The sequence below is a fragment of the Candidatus Mesenet endosymbiont of Agriotes lineatus genome (genome assembly GCF_964019585.1).
GTDB lineage: Bacteria > Pseudomonadota > Alphaproteobacteria > Rickettsiales > Anaplasmataceae > Mesenet.
In genome coordinates this window covers 97,076-118,777 of sequence record NZ_OZ026454.1, presented here as the reverse complement: position 1 = coordinate 118,777, position 21,702 = coordinate 97,076, and the positions used below count along the sequence as shown (strand labels likewise).

The 21,702-nt window shown below is 31.6% G+C and carries 12 protein-coding genes and 5 pseudogenes; 6 read left to right on the top strand and 11 right to left on the bottom strand.

Features of this window, described 5'->3' with window-relative positions; translation table 11 throughout:
- Positions 1-302 precede the first annotated feature (302 nt).
- The gene (locus tag AACL19_RS00560; RefSeq protein ID WP_339045840.1) at positions 303-527 is read left to right on the top strand and encodes a hypothetical protein; all 225 of its coding nucleotides are present in this window, start codon (positions 303-305) and stop codon (positions 525-527) included.
- Positions 528-696: 169 nt separating this feature from the next.
- Here the strand turns inward: AACL19_RS00560 and AACL19_RS00555 are convergent, their stop codons facing one another.
- From AACL19_RS00555 to AACL19_RS00540, 4 genes and pseudogenes are all read right to left on the bottom strand, one after another.
- Positions 697-3,867, bottom strand: coding sequence for an ankyrin repeat domain-containing protein (locus tag AACL19_RS00555; RefSeq protein WP_339045364.1), 3,171 nt, complete (start codon positions 3,865-3,867; stop codon positions 697-699).
- A gap of 266 nt (positions 3,868-4,133) precedes the next feature.
- Positions 4,134-4,262 (bottom strand): annotated as a pseudogene (locus AACL19_RS00550) (JAB domain-containing protein); the annotation flags it as partial.
- Between the two features lie 329 nt (positions 4,263-4,591).
- Positions 4,592-4,726 (bottom strand): hypothetical protein, encoded by a 135-nt coding sequence (locus AACL19_RS00545; RefSeq protein WP_339045362.1) that lies wholly within the window; start codon positions 4,724-4,726, stop codon positions 4,592-4,594.
- 393 nt (positions 4,727-5,119) lie between these two features.
- The gene (locus tag AACL19_RS00540; RefSeq protein WP_339045361.1) at positions 5,120-5,317 is read right to left on the bottom strand and encodes a hypothetical protein; all 198 of its coding nucleotides are present in this window, start codon (positions 5,315-5,317) and stop codon (positions 5,120-5,122) included.
- Between the two features lie 334 nt (positions 5,318-5,651).
- Here AACL19_RS00540 and AACL19_RS00535 point away from each other — a divergent pair.
- The 4 genes and pseudogenes from AACL19_RS00535 to AACL19_RS06970 form a co-directional block, all read left to right on the top strand.
- Positions 5,652-6,456 (top strand): annotated as a pseudogene (locus tag AACL19_RS00535) (transposase family protein).
- Positions 6,457-6,548: 92 nt separating this feature from the next.
- Positions 6,549-6,938: pseudogene (locus AACL19_RS00530) on the top strand (IS481 family transposase); the annotation flags it as partial.
- 125 nt (positions 6,939-7,063) lie between these two features.
- Complete coding sequence (locus AACL19_RS00525; RefSeq protein WP_339045839.1) at positions 7,064-7,351, top strand: hypothetical protein; 288 nt, start codon at positions 7,064-7,066, stop codon at positions 7,349-7,351.
- A 310-nt stretch (positions 7,352-7,661) separates the two neighbouring features.
- Positions 7,662-8,108, top strand: a pseudogene (locus AACL19_RS06970) (IS256 family transposase); the annotation flags it as partial.
- A gap of 348 nt (positions 8,109-8,456) precedes the next feature.
- Here the strand turns inward: AACL19_RS06970 and AACL19_RS00520 are convergent.
- The 7 genes and pseudogenes from AACL19_RS00520 to AACL19_RS00490 all read right to left on the bottom strand — a co-directional run bounded on the left by AACL19_RS00520 (position 8,457) and on the right by AACL19_RS00490 (position 18,693).
- Positions 8,457-12,305 (bottom strand): DEAD/DEAH box helicase family protein, encoded by a 3,849-nt coding sequence (locus AACL19_RS00520; protein ID WP_339045838.1) that lies wholly within the window; start codon positions 12,303-12,305, stop codon positions 8,457-8,459.
- A 542-nt stretch (positions 12,306-12,847) separates the two neighbouring features.
- Positions 12,848-13,087 (bottom strand): hypothetical protein, encoded by a 240-nt coding sequence (locus AACL19_RS00515; RefSeq protein ID WP_339045837.1) that lies wholly within the window; start codon positions 13,085-13,087, stop codon positions 12,848-12,850.
- Positions 13,088-13,146: 59 nt separating this feature from the next.
- Entirely contained in the window at positions 13,147-13,641 is a 495-nt protein-coding gene (locus AACL19_RS00510) for an IS630 family transposase (protein WP_339045836.1), read from the bottom strand.
- Positions 13,642-14,402: 761 nt separating this feature from the next.
- Positions 14,403-15,278: a lipoyl synthase gene (gene lipA, locus AACL19_RS00505; RefSeq protein WP_339045835.1), complete on the bottom strand. Its 876-nt coding sequence runs from the start codon at positions 15,276-15,278 to the stop codon at positions 14,403-14,405.
- Between the two features lie 279 nt (positions 15,279-15,557).
- A pseudogene (rpmB, locus tag AACL19_RS00500) lies at positions 15,558-15,857 on the bottom strand (50S ribosomal protein L28); the annotation flags it as partial.
- A 107-nt stretch (positions 15,858-15,964) separates the two neighbouring features.
- Entirely contained in the window at positions 15,965-17,125 is a 1,161-nt protein-coding gene (locus AACL19_RS00495) for a protein-disulfide reductase DsbD family protein (protein WP_339045834.1), read from the bottom strand.
- A 218-nt stretch (positions 17,126-17,343) separates the two neighbouring features.
- Positions 17,344-18,693, bottom strand: a complete 1,350-nt coding sequence (locus AACL19_RS00490) for a phosphomannomutase/phosphoglucomutase (RefSeq protein WP_339045833.1) — start codon at positions 18,691-18,693, stop codon at positions 17,344-17,346.
- A 66-nt stretch (positions 18,694-18,759) separates the two neighbouring features.
- Between AACL19_RS00490 and AACL19_RS00485 the strand changes: the two genes are divergently transcribed.
- Entirely contained in the window at positions 18,760-21,675 is a 2,916-nt protein-coding gene (locus AACL19_RS00485; RefSeq protein ID WP_339045832.1) for a hypothetical protein, read from the top strand.
- Positions 21,676-21,702 lie beyond the last annotated feature (27 nt).

Genomic DNA, 21,702 nt, shown 5'->3' with positions numbered 1-21,702 from the left:
AATAACAATCTACAATTTCTTGGGTAAAAAAGTATCTAAAATATCAGTGTTTAAATAATAAGGATAAGACTCTTTTTGCCATATATCTCAAGAAATGCTCATAGATTATGATTTAGAACAAGTATTGCTTGATCATTTTCAGTTGTCTTACATATACTCAATGACTAGTTCTCTTTTATTATATAAGACGTAAGATCGACAATAAACTGATAGATAATAAGTGTTTAAATTACGAAAATAATAATTTTAAAAATATCATATGCTTACTTGTTTTATCTAATGATGTAGAAGAAAATCTGCGTATGCAACTCATTCATTTTAATCAAGATCAACTAACTGGGGCATTTCAAAGTAATGGCTTTATCCAAAGAAGTGAACCATTCGAAGTTTTCAAAGACTATTATTATAATTGTGTGCATTCTACCGAGTATTTAGCTAATCCAAAATTAACACTAATTATCCCTTATTTTCTTTGCCAACTAGTTGAAGAGGAGAATCTCAGTAATGAAGACATTGATCAGTTTTAAAAACGAGTTCTTTAAACAGAAGCTCTGATAATAAACCTTAAAGTTTTTGAGTAGTAGCTTAGATAATAGGGAATTGAGAGATGAAATTTTACAAATTTTGACTATACATACTAATAATTTTCTCCTTAAAACTTCTGATCGTACATTGGCAACAAATGTAAAATATAGTTTACATCCCTCTCTCACAACTGCTTTCTCTTTTTGTTTCTAACATATTTTGCCAGATATTTTTTGTATTTACTTTATTATTTCCTTGAGCTATACAATCCATCCTCTCCTCAGTATCTTGAGATATATCCTGTATTATTTCAGAATTTTCTGGTCTTGTAAAATATCCTTTCTTAATAGCATCGCAAACAGTTAATCCTCCTAATAAGCAATTCTTTCCTATCTCTTCCTGACTGCTGACTAATTGCTCAAATTTTTCTCGATCACATACTTTTATTTCGATCACATCTTCATTTTGCACATTATGACATAACTTAACTTTTAACTCTCCTAGGCTAGTACAAAAAGTGAGCATAATGTTACTATTGTTTGAAAGGTTTGTGTAATTCCTTACTTTATCCCTTATCTCAATTTCTACTTCACTACTGCCTATTTTAATTATATTACCACCAAGCATTATATTCCCTTGGTTTAACCCTAAATTCTTTGTTCCATCTATAATTTTAGCAGTATCTATTATACTGTTTGGTAAATATTCCAGATAAAAAGTAGTATTGTCTATCTCTACGTGGCTTACTTCACCTTTGTATGTCGCTTTTGTTGCTACATCATATAAATCTCTAGTCAGGCTAGAAAATTCAGAGTAAGCCTTTTGCATTTTAACCTTGTGATTTCTTAATAATACTTCCAACTCTTCATTCATTTTCTGATATTTACTAATATCTGCTCCTTTTGATATCAGCTTACAAATTATATCACTTGCAATTTTAGGGTTTTCCTTTACTCCATTCAATTGTTCAACTTCTGCCATAACTGAATCGACAAAACCATGTTTTATTTTTATTCCCAACTCTAACGCTTCATTTACAGCTTTATTTAGTTCTACGATATCCTTAGCCATTCTATCTAAAAACTTATCTGATTTGCTATCAGGTATTTCTTCTATATTTTTTTGTTCAGAAGGCCATGTAATATCTACATTAGTGTTTTCTTCTAGTGCTTGATCAAATTCCTGTACAAAATCGGGATAAAGATCAGGTATTTCTTCAACATAAGATCCTAACTTATCATAAAAACTATCATCAAGTGGAGCACTAGGCGCATATTCATCTATTGGAGCAGTTGATGGTTGGTTGTTTTCTCTGCTTTTTAAAGCACTTTCTATTATATCTCTAATTCTTCTATCTTCATTTGCCATTTGTATAATGTTTGGTAGCCCTTTGGTCCCACCAGTCAATACCTCTTTTGTTTTTGCAATCATTTTATTAATGAGATCCTTTGGTCTAAAATATTCAATATTAGAAAATACTGCTAGCTTTTCTATAATTTGATATGCTTTTTCTCTTTCTTCTTCTTCACAATTCTTATCAAATGCTTTTCTAATCGCTATATGTATAGGTGTCCAACCCTTATCATTACCAATACTTGGCTTTGCTCCTTGCAACAATAACTTTTTCACAGCATCTTTATGACTATTGCTAGTGGCTATTGACATGGGTGTTGCTTTTTTGTACTTAGCATCATTTTTAATATATATAACACTGCTTTCATCAGCACTGCCATCTTGCATGTTAATAAACTTTTCTTTTGCAGATTCAATTTCCGATTCTACAAAATTTCCACATTGAACATTAATATCTGCTTTGTTTTCTATAAAAAAATCCATAAGATGCTCATGCCCATATTTAGCAGCTATATGAATTGGTGCTACTCCATTTTTATTTTTTTCATTAATATCTATCCCATTCTTTACAAGAAAGTTAAGCATTTCCCTACTACATCCTAGTTTAACTGCGTGATGCAAAAGTGTATTTCCTTTTTTATCCACAGCCTCAGAAAGCAGAATTTTAGCTTTTTCACCATCTATCTCTTCATCACTCTCAATTCCATCACTATCTACCTGATGAGGAAGCAGTATTTTTAACATTCTTAAACTTCTTATTTTTACTGCATAATGAAGTGCTGTATAGCCATATCTATCCCCTGCTTCTACATTTGCTCCTTGCCGTAAAAGCTGTTTGACCACTTCAGGCTTTATATCTTCAACAGCAAAAAACAACGATGTGTTACCATTTTTATTACAAATATTAACATCTATACCTGCAGCGATAAGCTCATTTACATTTTTCACCGCTGTATCTTCAGAATAATCATTACTGTTGCTATTTAACGGATCATTATCTGGCGAAAGTAAATCACATTTTGTAGTTTTTAGATTATCTCCTGTATGGCTATTACATGCAGCATAATGTAGAGCGCTATTACCTTCGCTATCTGTATATTTTATATTTGCTCCTCTTTCTAATATTTTACGAGTTACTGGCGTAGAATTTAGTAGAGCAGCAAGTAACAGTGGTGTCCATCCCTTTCTATTGCTTATATTTACTTCTACATCTCTATATTTTTCATCTAAAATACATTCTGAAATCCGCACATCTTTATTATAGAGAGCAAGATGTAATGCTGTATTTTTATCCTTATTTATAAGATTAATTCCTTGATTTTTTTCTATAAGTAACTCTATTCCATCAACATATCCACGATCAGCTGCGTAATGTAGTGGTGTATTGCCATAATTATCTTGAATATCAACTCTTGCTCCTTGCTCCAAAAGACAACTTATACTCTCATCACATTCATGGGAGCCGCTATTATCGGCAACATAATGCAGTGGTGTTTTTCCGTACTGATCTTGTACATTGACATCAATATTCTCTTTATCTAAAAGAGTTCTTAGAGCCTCTATACAATAATCTTCAGCAGCATAATGCAGTGGTGTTTTTCCATCTTTGTCTTGCACATTTGGATTAGCACCAGCTTTCAATAATAGATCTAGGACATCAATATTAAAGTTGACAACTTCATGTAGTACTGTTGTTTTTGATTCTCCCCTTTTAAGATCAAATACTACTTTTAAATCTTGATCATTCTCATAATCTTCTAAAAATTTCTTAAGTTCTGCAGCACCAGGACGGTCATATTCAAAGTCTGTGTTAAAATCATAAACTCCTAAATACAATCTTAAATTCTTCAATTTATTTAAAAATTTACTATTTAATTTTCTTTGATTCTTTGTTAGTTTTAGCTCTTCACTAGACCACTTAGCTATTTGCTCTTCCCATAAATCTTCCGGTATGTCATCTCTACTTAAAGAACTTTCCTCCACAGCCATATTTTTCCCCTCTACCTGTTTTGTATGCTATATTTAGTTTATAGACGTAAGTTAAATTTTCTCTTAAAGGACATCTAAAGATTTCAAGAAATTAGCTAAATAGATAAAATTAGACTACTTTTTTTCCTTACATTACTTGCAACTAAAGGAAACAGCATACTCATATGGTTTAGATTATGTTGTAAAAAGCTTTCATTAAGCTCTGTAATTCAGCTATCAAAAGTAAGTCAAAATTGTTATATAGAAGTATTAATTTCCCTTTATAGCTACAACAATCCATTTTCATAGAAACTAAAATGATCATCAGCAGTAATAATCACATGATCTAGCATTTCTATACCAAACACGCTAAGGATAAACATTTCAATATCATTTTCTGAAGGTTTTGGATCTCCGCTTGGGTGATTATATTACTGATGTTGCACCTTTAAATAGTGCTTTTTTGATAATCTCTCTTATATGTAATGATACTTTGTACCAACGTTTTGAATTTCCTCTGCTATTAAATGATATTTCTTGTTTAGATATATTATCCTGACGTTTTCCATTCCCGATTGGCCAATCTTAAGTAATCTACCAATTTCTGCCAATTATATACAGTTTTTTTAATCTATCTCTCTGTTTAAAGCTTCTCTCACACAGAAAATTACTGCAACATTCACACTTTTAATATTTTTCAAATCATCTATTTCAGAACCTTACCTATACTGCTTAAATTAGTTCTTTAGCTGTAATACGAGCTTGGGTGCACTGCATATAACAACAATTCAATTATTTCACAATCAAGTAAAGCTTGTCCTTTGCTTGCCAATATTCTTGATTCTAAGCGTTTCTTACGTTTATTACCATTATTATTCATAAAACTCTTAAGTAGCATATAAATTTTAGATCTGATATCTACAGTGGTGGTCATCTATCCATCTATTTCTACTTAAGTCAACTTATTTATTTTCTTGATGTTTTTTATTTATAAGATATTCATTAAAGTACAGAAGATGTTAATGTTTAGATTTACAGAATAAATTGCAATCCCTACTGTTCGTAAAAAATCTTCTCCTGTTCATGCCACAATATTGGTATATTTCTTATACTGGAAAAGTTAGGAAATAAGTTTGTTGAGCCATTTAAAATATCTTCTTTAATTTTTGGCGAAAGAAAGTTTAGCTTTAATACACGTTGTGGGTATTTTGATCCTATTGCGAATAGAGCTCCTTTATAGTTCCATATTTACCACAAGTTTTTGCCACATTTACTAGTGCTTTAAGTAAATTATACTTTTTTCTTCTTTAAATTCAGGGGATAGTATTACTGTTTGGTTGCTACTTTTATTAAATTTTAGTGATGTAAATAAAAATATTTCTTCATTTGCCATACCATCATTTGATCCTTCTTCAATATTCCCAGCAAGCCTTATAAGTTCTGTAGGATTAATGCAGATTCTTTCACTCACTCTTATAGCTTTAACTAGCTTCCGAACGATTTTTTCTTGTTCTCTTGGAAATAAATTGTCCCAACTATCCCTTATAATTGAGAGATTTTTTTATCATCTAAAATCTGTAAATGAGTTTCTGTTCGTGGGTTTTTAAATAATAAGCGAACTTGCATAACAACAGCTCTTTCTATCTCTCCTGCAGCTATGCTACTACTACTTAATAAGCACCTCTTATATGACTGTTGCCAAACATAATAACAATACCAGGCCTGGTGCAAAAGAGGAGAAATGGTTATATAAAGAGAGATAGAGCAAGAAAAAGTGAGGCAAGATGAGCTTAAATTAGCATAATATAAAAGAACATCCGAGGAATTTTCAAGATGTAACAGGTCTGACAATAAGAAAATTCGAAAAGGTTATAGAAAAAGTGCGCCCAGAGTGGGAGAAAGTTAAAAAACGGAAATGGAAGAACATCAAAATAGCCTGTGTTGGAAGACAAAATACTTTGTATAATTCTGTATTATAGAACTTACATAACACACCGATTCTTGAGTTACCGATTCAACTTGCATAACTCAAACATCTGCCGATTACTCAAGAAAATGGAACCACTTTTGGCTAAAAAAATCTCAAAAAAAAAGGACAGAACTATGACGCCAGAAAGAATTTTGAAGATATTAGCAGATGTTACAGAACAACCAATAGAACGGCCAAAAGACAGGAAAAAAAGAAAATTGTCTTATTCTGGCAAGAAAAGAGTAAACACGATAAAAACGGAAATCGTTATAAGAGAAGATGGGCAAATTCTATCAGTGTCAAAGTCATACAGAGGTCGAACTCACGATTTTAAGATATGAAAGCAGGAAAAAATGTTACCAAAAGAGAATATAAAGTATGCAGATTCTGGATATCAGGGGTGGCAAAAATTGCAGAGTAACGTTATGATTCCGCATAAAAGGTATCGAAAAAAATTGCTGACGGACGATCAAAAAGAGCACAATCGGAAGCTGGCATCATTTAGGATGAAAGTGGAGCATAAAATCCGTGAAATTAAGATTTTTAAAATCATGTCGCATACCTATCGCAATTTTCAGAAGAAATACAACATGAGATTTAACATAATTGCTGGTCTCGCAAACCTCAGGCATGAGTTTTAATTGATTCTTGCTGTTGTTGCTGCTGAAATTAGTTGCATACCGTTTCTCAGCGGGTCTTAAGTTAAAAACAATATAAAAAAGGAGTGTTAGAAATGAATACAATACAAACAAAAATACTAAAACCAAAACTAGGATTACTAGAAAATAACTAGGAAATGTGTCTCAAGCATATGGGCTATTCAAATTTTACAGGTTCAAAGAGTTATATGATAACGGTGGAGAAGAAGCATTACATGAAATAAGTAAGAAAAAACCGCTATTAGCAAATAGAGTTTCTCAGGATATAGAAAGAGCAGTGTAGCAGTAGAATTTCCAGCATATGGACAAGAAAAAATGAGCTAAGAAAAAGGGGAATAATAATATCTGAAGGTGGAGTGAGATCTGTGTGGGTAAGAAATGATCTTGAAACTTTTAAGAAAAGACTTAAGGCACTAGAAGCAAAAGTCATGCAAGATGGAATAATTCTAACAGAATTGCAGCTTTAGAAAAAATTAAAGAACAAAGATGGTGAAATTGACACTCAGGATATTTAAGATACTTATTATTTTGTAATATCAAGCAATTGATACTTACTCTTAGGTAGCCTTTATAATTGCAGACCTTCTTAATGATAGAATTTTTTGATGAGGCTACGCGTTCTGTGGTACAGTGGCAAGCCAGAACTTTATTTGAAAATAGAAAACATTCTAGAACTAAAGCCAACTCTCCACAAACTAATGGCATATGTGAGAGATTTGAGAACGTGCAACAAACTGGATCAAACAAGAAAAATATTAATATAAAACATGGAATGGACGAAAAAACATCGAATAAAACCAGTGGATTAGTAGATTATAAAGAGTTAATATATTATCGTCCATCCGAGGTTGCTAACTGGCAAAGGAGGAGCCTCTGATCAATAGAAGCAAGTTTAGAAGGTGAAATAGAAAATAAATGAGAATGAAGAAGTAGAAAAGTTCAAAACACAGATTCATTTGAGCTTATGAGATAGAGCCACAGGTAGTCAAAAAAAGACAGACTAATTTACATCCGAAGCAAAAATTCTTAGTATGTTTGCAAAGTTATCAAGTCGATAAGATATCAGCAGCAGCAATATTACCGATAAATTGTTACCAATGAGTGGCGCAATTACTTACCCAATAATTTTTATGATTTTTTAAAGTTAAAGTAAGCAAATAATATACTTGGCATAGATCAAAAAAAGAGGTTTTTATCTAGCTGAAAGCGAAGGTTTTAGTTAGGGAATGATCTCAAAGTGTGGAATTTGTGTATTAAAAGCTTTCCTACAGCCATAAACAACCAACGCAGAAGTGCAATTGTATATGAGATAAGGAACTCATTAAAATATGTATCCAGCAAAATGGATGATTTGAAGAAAGGCTTCAAATAGAGAAATAGCTGAATGCTTAAATTAGAAGAAAAATGGGGAATCCTATGGCAGAATAATTGGGAAACTGGCTATTTTAAGTATTCTGATCCGGTTAGGTTTATACTACCATCCAATTGAATGGGCAAATCAGGAAAAAACCAATTACAAATGCCTTGAATTATATTGTGCTATAAAAAAAATAGAGCAAAATTGGACTATACTAAATTGGGCTTTAACCATCTCTCAGCTTGATATTTTCTTTCCTAACAGATTGAAAATTTAGTTGAGTTTTTGACCCAGTTTGGAGAACACTCCCTCTTATATATTTAGCTATGAGTAAGGCTATGTTAAGTTGGGAATATTCTTGAATTTACTGCTTTGTGGATAAGCTCTAATTCACGGTTAAGCTGTTTTATATTTTTTCTCTATCTTATCCTTTCATAGCTGTTCACAGAGCATAGAATCCTTTCATACCATCGACTTTAGCTGATTATAATTAATATTATTAATTTTATATAACAAGATTAGCATTCTTATAAAGCTATTGGTAAATGACGCACGATTAAATTACAAACAGCCTTTTGGAACCTCTAATTAGACAAATACTTTCATATTAACACACTAATAGTAGTTATATTGGCGTTACTAAGTGACTTTTTTGCTCTGCAAAATACACATTTATAGGATTTGTGTGTTCACCATTTCCGTTCTCAATATCATCTTTAGTAAGTGGTTCAATGTTCTTCAATCGAGAACGAATTCCATCTTCAATTATATTAGATGCTTCTTTTATAAATGGAACTTTCTCCTTATTTGCAATAAATTCTAGTTCATTACAAGCAGAAATTTGTTTATTGAAAATAATAGATCTAAATTTTTCTGGACAACCAAAGACAAAAGCCATCAGTGGAATACAGATTATAATGGTACTTACAGCTGACGCTATTTTTACATTAGCCGTACACAAATATGGAACCTGTGGAAAGACTACAAGTAGTGGAAACCATTTTATGAAAAATATAAATGTTTGTAATCCTGAATTACCATAACTTTTTCTATACTCTTTCCCTTCTTCATTATTTAAACTAAACTTTCCATCGCTATGGTAAAAGAAACTCGAAAAAAATTTCCCTGCATTACCGACATTTCTAATATAAAATATCTCATTGTCATTCTTTAACTTTGGCAGCTCAACATCAACTATACTACTAGAGTCGTGATACCAAGCTTGAGCAGCTACAATTTCTCTGCTGATTTCTAATATGTAATTAATTGTGTCGCTATCAGTTTTTATTTCTTCTTTATTTTTTATCTTATCAAAAAGCGATCGTATTTTCTTTACTTTGTCATCATTGTTCTCACTTGGATAAATAGAATTTAATATTGTTAAAATATACTCATCCTGTAGCGGTAAAATAATGTTCTTAAGCGCTTTTTTACATATTGAGCTATCTAGAAGTTTGTTGAACAAATCATCTTTATCTTGTGATAATTCTAAAAGCTTCTCTATTATCTTTCGGTTTTCAATACTGTTTGCAAAGGTGTAATTTTTAATTATATGAACATATGTTGCCTCTGCACTTGCAACACCATCTATTATTTTATTTTTACCGATTGTTCCAAGGAAGCACACTAAATAGCTAGGCACGGTCCACGGATAGTAGAGGATCTTACTAAAGATATAAGCAATATAATATGGAACTGCATATAATACGCTTGGTTTACCTTGGTTTTTTATATTTTTTTCATAAGAAGTGAGATTTTTCTTCACATTTTTTAAAATGCGACGAGACTCTTTTTTTGTCTTTTCCCAATCGTGATCATTTCTGTTGTCTAAATCTACAAGCTTTTTTATTATAAAATCATTAATGAATTCTTTATCTTCATCACGAAGTTTATTATCTATTTCTTTTCTATTATCTACATAATTACTGATATACTGAATTATTTCTTCTGAAATTTCTGCATTGATTGTTTTTAAGAGTTCTTTATTGTATTTTTTTCTAGCCTTAAATAGCAGTAAAGTAACGTCTCTTGCCATCAATTTTTCTACGTCAAAGCACAATTTTACGCCTTGACGTGTGATCATTCTAAAAAACGGTTGTTGAGTTGTATCTAATCCTCTATTTCTACCATAGCTTTGGCAAATCTTGTCTGGATTATTAATTTCATCGTCGCTTTCATTTATGAGCATAGCGACATTTTGTAGAGTAGGATCACTAAACCCTATAGACTTTGATGGATCCACAAGTGTGCCTATCCAGCCTTCAGTAAATAACTTAGTCACTTCTTCTGACGTGTATCGATATGCTATAGGTTTTTTCTCTTCATCAAAGCCAATAAATGGCCCATTTATTTTTAAGTTGCTTAAATTATCAAAAATAATCTTGTTTTTTTTACATATTTCTCTTAGTTTATATAAAGGGAATTTATCTTTATTTACATTTATCTTTTCTATAAAATTGTGCTCTTTTAATAGTAGGGCTAGAGCTGGATAATCTTGAGATTGCAGCAAACTATATATCTTTTCTACTATGGATTCACTAATTTCTAACCCAAATTCCTTTTTTAAATACTGCTCTAGTTGAGTTTTGTATATGTCATCAAAATAGTCATTGGAAAGATCATGGAATTTAGTATACTTGCTTTTTAGTCGAGTTGAAAAACCAAAAGAACCAGGTGTACTTTTCGTCATTCTTTTAAACTCATCACATAAATCATCTAATACTTGATATTCATCTCCTACTTTCATCATATTATGGAGTCTTCTATCAAGTTCCCAATTTTTTACTATGGAATACAAGTTTGTATTTAAAGCTCCCACTACACACTCAATGCTCTCTGTCATTTCAGCAAGTAGGTCACCTTGAAACCCCTTGTCTTTAAGATGTTTTATTATATTTTCTTCATTTATTTTATCATCTTTAAGTGCATTTTTTACGTCTTTATATAGCTCATCTGGTCTTTCTTCTCTTGCTTTCTTCAGCGCAATAACGTTGTCATATTTTTTGTTGCCTTGATCGTCATAACACTCTTGTAATAACGCTAAAAGGGTACTATTGATTATGCCATGCATTACTCTATATTCTGAGTAAGTTGAAGTATCACTAAAATCTATTTTATCTATCTGATCTCTTTTTATGTGACGATTATTTTTTCTTATTTCTTCTTTAAGCTGCACTACACAATAATTTCTCTGCGATTCTTTATAAGAGAAATCATATTTTTCACCGAAATCTTTTCCTAACTTATATTGGTCGTGAGCCTTACTTAAACTCAATAACTTACCATTTTTATATATTTCATTTTTTTCATCTCGATAGATGAAACTTAAATTTCTAATCACATCATAGTTGCACGCCAAAACTAAAGATTTTTTTCCTCTAGGGCTTTGAATGTTTGTATCCTTATATCCAGAATCCGTTTTCTTATATATGAAAGTCTCTTCAGTTTTATAAACGTCTTCATGAGCTGGACTAGAAGCTTTTGTATCTGCCAAATTTGCTATAAATCTACCAGATATATCCCTATCAGCCATTTTATTCACTACTAGGTTAACAAGCGATATAATAGGCAAAGCAATGATAATAAGTGATATCTGTCCTATGACAGGGTGATATATAAATGTATTAAGATAAAAATTATAAAAATTGTATAAGGTAGATAAATGAGTAAAACCTTCTATAGTATAAGAATTCAAATAGATTTTAAATAATAAAGTTAACAGATATGATGTTACTATAATGCAAGCATATGGCAGGAAACCAGATCTTTTATTAGTCCTTTTCATAACGCTACTTGCCGTAGCATTTATCGAATGTGCTGGGATAATTCCCATCTCCCTTATTTTTTCTTCTAAAGAAATACTGATAACCTTGCCTTGAGCCTCCTTAATGCTCCTATACAACCACTCTTGTGATGTTGCACTAAGACTTACACATGGATACTCATTTTCTAAAGATTTAAAGCGCAATCTACATAGATCTTCTGTTGTTGCCGAATCTACTTCATCAATCATCAAAAATGTCGATTTTGGAAGCTGTTGTGTTTTTTGCCAGTTTTCTATAAAGAATTCTTTGTGTCCTTTTATTTTACTTTTTATTTGTTCAGCAGTTTTGCTAGAAAAGAGCTTGTCAACATCATTTTCAAACTGCAATATTAAATTATCAGGAACCACTATCCTATAATCAGTTTTAGTATTCTCTAAGATACCAGCGAATGATATTTGAATAAATGACTTACCAAACCCCGTAGCTATGTCAAGTAGCATGTTAGGATTTTTACTATCTCTTATATGCTCTAGCATTTTGCTCAAAACGCTCTTTTGAATTGGATATAATTTTTGATCTAACTCTTTAATCTCTTCAATGACACCATTACTATCTTTTTCTCTAAGATCAGAAAATAATGACTGTGCAGCACTTAAAATGCCCTCTACATCTGGGTTTAGCTTTTGTATATTTATGGCTGAATCTGACATAAGTATTACTTAATATTAAAATTATTCTTTTAGGCTTCAGAAATATATTTGCTTTTCTCTCCCTCTAAAAAATGAATCTTTTTATAAAATCTTATTAAGAATTTAACCCAATGTCAATAATTTCCTTTAAAAGGAGTTATTAACTTTAATAAGTTGTTATCCCAATTTTTATTAGTATTAAGTTGCAGTAATTTAAACCTGATCTAATAAAATTATATAACTGCTCTTTATAGCATAACCTAAAAAGTATCTATAGTGTGTGAACAAACACTGTTTATCTTCTAATTTGTACACATGCACCTATTACCTCAGCAACTTTTATTGTGTAACCATTTTTATGCAAAGTACAATTTACGATTATAGTAAATCTTTTGTTTATTACAGAACCATCCTCACATTTTTCTTTAAATAGATCAGGAATATATTTTACTAAAGCATTTTTTGTTTTACCTATGTTATCAATGCTAGGTATATCTGAATAAGAAAATACAGGAATATTGATATGTTTATATAAATCGTTAATAATAGAGTTAAAATTATTTTTACCTCATCAATTTTAGTTTTTCCTCTCTCCTTTTTAAAGATAGAGAGTAATCCTTAAAAGAAGCTTTTTGGTTTTCTTTTAAATGTTTAAACTCATTTTCAACTTCTTCTAAGTTAGATTTTAAAGTAGCCAGTGTCTTCTCTATCTCAACTACATTTAGTATCTTTGTAAAAGCAGCATATAACTTGATATAGCAATCTAGTATTAATTTAAATTCTTTAAGCTCTTTGCCAAGCAAATACTTAAAAATATCTTTTATGTAGTTAGCTTCAGCTTTAGTATTAGATCTACTTTAGTTTATTTATAAACACAGCTCTCACAGTACGTTTGATTTAAAGTATAACTAACCCAATTCCCGGATTTTTGGAATATAAAATCAATAGCATCGTTAATGTTTGGCCAAAAGGTTGGTAGTGTTTTTCTCACAGCGTGTTTAATGGTAAACCAAATATGTTCAATAGGATTTAAATCAGGGGAATATGGCGGTAAAAACATTAATTTACAGCCAGAATTTTCTATTAATTCTCTTATTTTTATGGATTTATGAAAGCTTGCATTATCCATAATTATAGTTTGTCCTGGCTTTAATACTGGAACAAGAGTATTCTCGACATAGGCTTCAAAAATTTCACTGTTACAGTAACTTTCAAATATCATTGGCGCTACAATCCTTCCCTGATTCAATGCTCCAATAATACTAATTCTTTTTCTTTTGAATTCAGGCCTATCAGCAAATAACCTTTTGCAGCCCATCCATATGCATAAATGCGTTATCATCAATGCCAGATTCATCTATAAATATTAAGTCTTCTTTGTTTATTTTAGCTGCTTTTTCTATAAATTCTTTACGCTTTTTCCCATCTCTTTCCTGATACAGAAATTTATATGTATAACCAACTTTTTTGCAATACTGTGCTTTTTACCAAATTTTTCGATTATTTGGTCAACTGTAATATCCTGATTTTTATATAAAAATTTGTTAAAATCATCTATATTTTTGATTGTATGACTATCTCCTTTTTAAAAGCTGGTTTTACATTATCTCCTCATCTTACGCCATCGGTATATTGTCGATATTGAACATCTCTTTTTCATGCTCATCTTTCTTTCACTTTTTAAACTCGTTCTCTCAAATCTTCACTATATGGTTTTAACTCCTCTTTTACCTAATATACCTTTTTATCACACAACCTTACTTGGGGCAATCTATCATGTGTGAGCTATAGACCCTCAACTTGCAAAAAAATGCATTATCACTTTATATGTCCTCGCTGCCTAAGTTACCATACATGCTGCTTTTCACAAAAAACAAAAGTGTTAATAGAAGCTGCTATTTGCTTTCTCCATATTCCCCGGATTTGAACCATATTTTTGGAATACTTGAAAATCTAGAATTATAAAACGATCCATAAATTTAGCTTCAATCGTGCCTTTTAATAGTCCTGTTGCTAATGGGATTTGCTATATAATCAAAATTAAAGTAACCAAAGCAGATGAATAATGTTGACATAGTCTAATCTAATATAGAGTTTACTAAAAAATAAAGCTTTATGCTATAAAGCGAATTTTTTAGCAGCTTTTAGTCTATTAAAATCTTCTTCGGCATGATATGAGGATCTAGTTAAAGGGCTTGATGATACCATTTGAAATCCCTTGGAATAAGCTGCGTATTTATAGTATTCAAATTCTTCTGGAGTAACATAGCGATCAACTTTGGCATGCTTAGGTGTAGGCCTGAGATATTGTCCAATTGTGATAAAATCTACATCAGCTGCACGCAAGTCATCCATAACCTGCAGTATTTCTTCTTTTGTCTCCCCAAGACCAACCATAAGCCCAGATTTAGTAAAAATATCATAATTATTTTGCTTAACTTTTTTAAGTAAAAACAAAGAATGAAAATAGCGAGCACGTGGTCTAATTTTAGCGTATAATCTAGGCACCGTTTCGACGTTATGATTATAAACATCTGGGCTTACTTTTGCTATTTTTTCAATTACCCCTTCTTTATTTAAAAAGTCTGGTGTTAAAATTTCCACTGTTGTACTGGAATTAATTTTTCTTATTTCCTCTATGCATCTGATAAATTGCTCAGCTCCACCATCTGGAAGATCATCCCTGTCAACAGAAGTAATTACAACATGCTTTAAACCTAATTTTTTTACAGCGATTGCCAAATTTTCTGGCTCATGAGGATCAAGCTTATCAGGAGTTCCTGTTGCAACATTACAAAATGCACAAGCACGCGTACACACTGATCCTAAAATCATCACTGTTGCATGACGCTTATTCCAACATTCTCCAATATTGGGACATGCTGCTTCTTCACATACTGTATGTAAATTATATAACTTAACTATATTTAAAGTTTCATTAAAAACACCACCAGATGGAGCTTTAACCCTTAACCACTCAGGCTTACTTTTCATATTTATTTATAAAAATTTCTTATTTTCAAGTTGTGTTTTTATTTTCTGCGCTCTTAATTTTAACTCTTCAAGTTCTGTTTTCATCTTTTTTGCATCTGACTCTTCAGAATGTACTGCCACTTCTTGTGCCCTCAGACCAACTTTCTCAAGCTGTAACTCTATCTTGGGTATTTTTGCAATTAAATTTTTAAGTCGAATTTCCGTTTTGTGCCTTCCTGGCACCAATCCCTTAAGTTGTATCTCTATTTTCCTTATTTTTAAAATTAAACCTTTAAATTGGACCTCTATCTTTTGCTCTGCTGAAATTAGCTTCTTTAGCTTATTTTTTATCTTTTGTGCTTTTAAGCTTAAACCCTCTTTAGCAGCACTTAATAAATATTGATCAAATCCACCTTTGTAGTCTATTGTCCTTAAAGCCTTTGTTGCTATACGTTCTTTGAATTTTTTGTTTAAAATCTCACTTCTTAAAGAAACGTTGTGCAAATTCAACAAAAAAGTACGCTTAGTCTTACGGTTTGAATGGGATACCTTATTACCGAAAGATTTTGTTCTACCAGTTACACTGCATACTCTACTCATTTTAATTATTCCATATAGAAATTCCGACTTATTTTAAACATTTTAGCTATTTAGTCAATAGATTATGTTTTTAGCTTTAAGATTTTTGAATTTTTCAAAGACAAAAATCATTGTAATTCAGATACCAGTGCTTTTTTATTGAGAATTTGTGGTAGAACTTTTCCTTCTTTATTATGAAAATATAATACATACAGAGGCACCCCACCCCTTTTGAACTTTAGTAGATATTTAGTAATTTTTTCATCTTTTTTTGTCCAATCTAACTTCATATATAGAACATTTTTGCTTTTGAAAAGGGTTTGCACATCCTTTGATGCTAGCAAATGCTCATTAATCTTACATGTCATACACCAATCAGCACCTACTGCAACTAAAACATTATGTCCATTTTGAACTAGGCTTGTAAGTGCATCTACAGAGAAAATTTTATTATCTTGTACATGTGCCATATTTTTTACTATGGCAAACGGAAGCAAATTCAGAAAGATTAGAAGCATAATTATATAAATTCTCGAACTTAATTTAGTAAGTACCCAAATACTAAAAACTAGAAGTAAAAGTCCTGTTAGTGCGGGCAGTATAATGTTAACATTTGACTCCTTAACCAGTACCCAAAACAACCAGATGCTTGAGAGATACATTGGAAAAGCTAGAAATTGTTTAACAGTCTCCATCCATTGCCCTGGTTTTGGCAAGAATTTAAGAATAGTGGGAAAGAATGATATGAAAAGATAAGGAAAAGCTATACCAAGTCCTAATGCTTGAAAAATAAGCGAAAAGTATAAAGTTGGTTGAGTTAACGCAAAACCTATAGCAGATGCCATAAATGGTGCAGAACATGGAGTTGCAACTAAAATTGCAAGTACCCCAGTGCAAAAACTGCCAATGTAACTTGATTGATTTGTGTATTTGCTGCCAAAGTTAGGTAAAATAGAGGGAATGTCATAAAACCCAGAAAAGGATAATCCTATTAAAAACATAAGGTATAGCAGTACTAATATGAATATAGGAGACTGCATTTGATATCCCCAGCCTACTGAATTACCCATGCTACGCAGTATTAATAACAAAATTGCTAATATAAACATGCTAAGCAGCACACCAATAGTATAGGCAATCCCTTCAATTCTTATTGTAAGGCTACTAGGACCTTTAGCTTTTTTTAAAATTGAAAGAAATTTTAGTGAAAGAACAGGGAAAACACATGGCATACAATTTAGAATAATACCACCAAAAAATGCAAAAACTATGGCATTAATGAAACTCATAATATAAATGTTGAATTGCTTTAATATATCTTTTTTGCACAAAAATCAAAGCTCAATCTGACAATAGAAGTACTGATGTTTTTATGCTTTGTAAGTCCACTATTTTATGTAACATATTTTTCTTAAAAATTTCTATAAAAATATTAATTATATATAAATCACAAAATAGCATTAAGATATTGATCCCTGATATCCTGACTATTAACTTATTTTCATAACTACGGCTTATTAAGTAACTTTATCCTTTTAATATATTGATCCAATACGTTTTTCATCTCCTTAAAGTCCTCATTACTCTGGCCTTCGCACCGTGCTGTAATATAGTTCTGTGTGTTGGATGCTCTAAGTAATAACCACCCTTTTTCAAAGGTAACTTTTATGCCATCAATACTTGAAAATATAATATTCTTTTGTTCTAACTCTTTTTTTAAAAGATTGATAATCTGAAATTTCTTTTCTTCCTGGATTTCAATTTTGATTTCGGGACTAATGTATAGCTTAGGTAATTTGCTCATTATGCTATCAAAATTTTCATACTTTTGTAAGATATTAATTAATTTAATAGCTGCATATATGCCATCATCAAAGCCAATTTCTGCAAAGAAAAAGTGGCCACTAAGTTCTCCGGCAAATTTTGCATTTTCTTTTATCATCATCCTTTTTATAATTGAATGGCCAGTAGTACATGTTATTGCTACCCCACCTAATCTTGAGATGAGATCAGAAACTTTCATGCTACTTTTTATGTCAACAATTACTTTATCACCTTTAGTCAGTATTCCATTTACAAATATCATAAAAAGGTAGTCATTAGGAATAATATGACCTTCACTGTCTATTACACAAACTCTATCACCATCACCATCTAAAGCGATGCCAATATCACATTGATGCTCTCTTGTAGTACTGATTAGTTTATTGAGATTCTGCTGCTCAATAGGATCGGGGTTACAAGATCCATCTATTGTATTGTTAATAGTAATGTGATTATGGTTGGGTAAAATTTTTTGAATATGCCTAATAACACTACTTGTTGCTCCATTAGAACAGTTCCATGCTATTTTAAATTCTCTTCCGTTTCCTACATTTATGTTTTTGAGTATTTTGATATATTGATCATATATATTGCAATTAAGAATAGTGTAATTACCTGTATTGTTTTTAGCATCAATACCCATAAATGTAGTTATTTCTTTTTCACTAAATACTATCTTGTTACTATAAAATTTAAATCCATTGTACTGTGCAGGATTATGAGATGCAGTAATCATCACTCCGCCATCTGCATCAATAAGCTGAGTAGCAAAGTATAGCATTGGAGAAGAACACAGCCCAACTCTTATAACACTTGCTCCAGAAAAACATAGTCCTTCAATTACTTTTTTCTCTATTTGAGGTGAATGCACTCTACTATCATAGCCAACACAAATTTTAGCATTACTGCCTAAGAATTGGGCAAATTTTTCCCCTATCTCATAACCATCTTCAACTTTTAAGTTTTGCCCAATTATTCCTCTGATATCATATTTTTTTATTATTGAGGTGTCTATTTCTGTAGTTAAGATCATTAACTTATTGACATTAATTATTAATTAATATACTATAGAATATAATATTTTTATTAAAGATTGAACATGAATATACTAAAATACTTTGAAAATCAATTTAAAATTAACAGCTGTATAAATACAGTAGAGAAAAATAATGTTGTATATACTGCATATTATAGAGATGTGGGTGATGGATATAGTAACGTTGAATGTACAATTACTACTCCTTTTAATAGTCAAAAACACTCTTTTAGCATAAATACAAAAATACCGAGTAAACTGATAGAAAATGATAGGCCAGTTATCCTGCCAATTAGTGATAAAGATTTTGTTGTTTTTGCCTTTCCTGAAGAGAAAGAGCAAGGCAGTAAAAAATTCTCTATAATATCATATGCTCCATATCAAGTTGATTTAAAACCAAATTCTATTAATGCTAGACCTTATGGTGAAAAAATATCTCTGTCAAACAATGCAAAGCTTTCTCACTCCAGCAATAAGTATCATAGTTATAGCAAGCCAAAAGCCATGGAATTACCAAATGGTGACATTATAATTGCTGCGATAGACTCAAATTCTGAAGGACAGTACGTTACTGCATGGCTTTTGGAAAAAGGACAAGGTTTAGAGTTTAATGTTAATGAAGGGTCACGTGGAGTTGTAAGTAGACTGTTGTTCAAGGTAGATGAGAATATGAAAAATAGTTTTCAACTTTCACCAGCAAACCAAAACGGTAATGTAGGAAAAATAATTTATTCAGATTCAACCTCTTTATTCTCTTTAGATATTACTGAATCAATGATTGATGATATCAGAGAGGGAAAATACGTAAATAATGAAGATGAAGAATGTTTATTTGCAGTAGGTAAAGAGCGCTGTGATCAATTTGACAAAAAAGTTTCTACTCCGTTTTTAACTGGTGATAAGATAAGTAACTTAAGTGCAGTAAATACTAAGAATGGAGCAGTAGTTGCTTTTCTTGAGGATGAGCAAAGGTTATGCCTTGCAAAGCTAACAGGTAAAAAGGGAAAGAAGCAAATAATTCATAATTATAAGGAGAAAATAAAATCACTACAGCTAAGTGTTATTGGTGAGAATGATATTATAATATCAGCAGTGGGTGAGAAAAACATTACTCAAAGTACAATTAGTTCAAGTAATTTAAAGGTAGTTACTACAAGAGACTTTCCAACTGATGGAGTAAAAACTTTGAGTGATTTTGTAGATATTGTTTATAATAATCCATTAAAGCTTACAACATCTTTTCCATATACAATTTTTTCAACACCTAAAATAAGTTCTAGTACAGTATCTGTAACTTCTCCTTTATCTACAATTGCTACTGAAGAGATAACTACAAGAGGAAGTATAACTACTGTAGGAGATGATACAACAAGTGCTGCAACTACAGAGATCACAGCTCAATACACTACTACAAAACAAAAAACTACTAAGCATATTACTGTAGAACCCAGTACAACTACTGTATTTACTACAAAATCAACTACAGTAGCCTCTCCTCAAACCACTATTTCGACAGAAAGAGCTCCAACTACTGCTAAGACAACAGCAGAAACCAGTACTGCGCAACATACCACTGTAGATCAAAGCACAACAGTAACTACTATTCCTACTGTACAGCCAACTACATCGTTTAGAATTACTACCCCAGCAAAAAAAACTACTATCAGCACTAATCCAGCTACTAGTCAGACTGCAAAGTCAACTTCACATATAATTTCTTCAAGTTCAGATGCACCCAAAATAAGCTCTAGTACGATATCAACAGCTACTCCTTTAGCTATAACTGATATGGAAGAAATAACTATAAGAGAAAGTACAATTACTGTAGAAGATGATACAACAAGTGCTGCAACTACTCAACGCACTACTACAAAACCAAAAATTACCAAACATATTACTGTATTGACTACACAATCAACTACAGTAGCTTCTCCTCAAACCACTACTTCAGCAGAGAAAACTACAACTACTGCATCTACTACACAATCAACTACAGTGGCTTCTCCTCAAACCACTACTTCGACAGAGAAAACTACAACTACTGCTAAGACAACAGCAGAAACCAGTACTGCGCAACATACCACTGTAGATCAAAGCACAACAGTAACTACTATTCCTACTGTACGGCCAACTACATCATCTAAAATTACTACTTCAACGGAAAAAATTACTGTCAAGCCAACTACTAAGCCTACAAGGGTTACTACAGGGAGCACTGCAAGACCAACGAGCCGTTATACGACAAGCACTGAGCAAGACAAAACAACTGTTATGAGTACTATTTTGCCTAAAAGCACAACTACTGAAACGCAAAGAATAAATAGCACATTAGGGTTAGTTTCAACAATAGGAAGTGCAGTAGTGACCACGTTAGGATTAGTGACGCAGAATGTTACTAATATGATCACTACAGATAACAATTCAATGATAACAGATCATACATCTAACTTTAACAAAACAGATGAATCATCTGGTCCTGCAGAAAGATCGCTCAACACTGCTGAAATTAGTACAGCCATTGTTATACCTATAGTGGCAATGATAGGGATGTCCTATCTTATATATAGACATTGTTGCCGCAGTAATATCCGCCTGCCAAGTGACTATACGGATGATATTGGGTTATGGCAATGTTTAAGACGTTACTTTAGAAGCCACTTTAATGGACAAGGACAAACTGTACCTGAATTTCAATTAGAGCCACTAGATGGAGATAATGCTAACCGGGTAGATAGTAACGAAGATGAAATTGTAGTATATCAAAAAGACATATCAAGTTCAAGAGATGATCTTTTAAATCAAAATCAGAGCAGAGGAGCTTATTCTTCTTTTACCATAGGTGGAGAATCAGGCTCAGAATCAGGAAGGAGTAGAAGTGGTAGCGAAGGAGCTGATGTAAGCTCAGGGTTAGCCGAGGCTAAAGTCAGAGGCGGTATAGAACAAAGTTGTAACACTGGAACTCATGAATCAATAGTGTAATATAACTTGTAAAAACAAAAGAACTAT